The sequence below is a fragment of the Nocardiopsis sp. MG754419 genome, assembly GCF_018207095.1.
In the GTDB taxonomy this organism is placed as follows: domain Bacteria; phylum Actinomycetota; class Actinomycetes; order Streptosporangiales; family Streptosporangiaceae; genus Nocardiopsis.
On record NZ_QOCZ01000433.1, the window covers coordinates 1 to 321 of the forward strand.

The following is a 321-nucleotide window of genomic DNA, read 5'->3' on the forward strand; positions in this document are numbered from 1 at the left end:
TCTCCCAGTACTGGGTGTCCCGCGTGGACGCCGCGGGATCGCCGAAGGTCGCGCTGATGCTGCGGCCGTGGGTATCGGCGGCGGACGGGGCACCGATGAGGTCGAGAACGGTGGGCATCACGTCGATGGCGTGCACGAACTGCCGGCGGACCTCGCCGTGTGCGGCGATCCCCCTGGGCCAGGAAACGACCAGCGGCGAGCGCACGCCTCCGAGGTCGACGTACTGCTTGTACCGGCGGAACGGGGTGTTGCCGGCCATCGCCCATCCCTCGGGGTAGTGGGCCGGGCCGTCCCGGCCACCGATCCGGTCCAGGAGGGGAA

1 protein-coding gene is annotated in these 321 nt (G+C 71.3%); it reads right to left on the reverse strand.

Going from position 1 to position 321, the window contains the following annotated elements; genetic code table 11:
* Positions 1-321 (reverse strand): sulfatase/phosphatase domain-containing protein (locus DSY14_RS28435; RefSeq protein WP_211719645.1); only part of this gene is annotated, 321 nt, incomplete at both ends.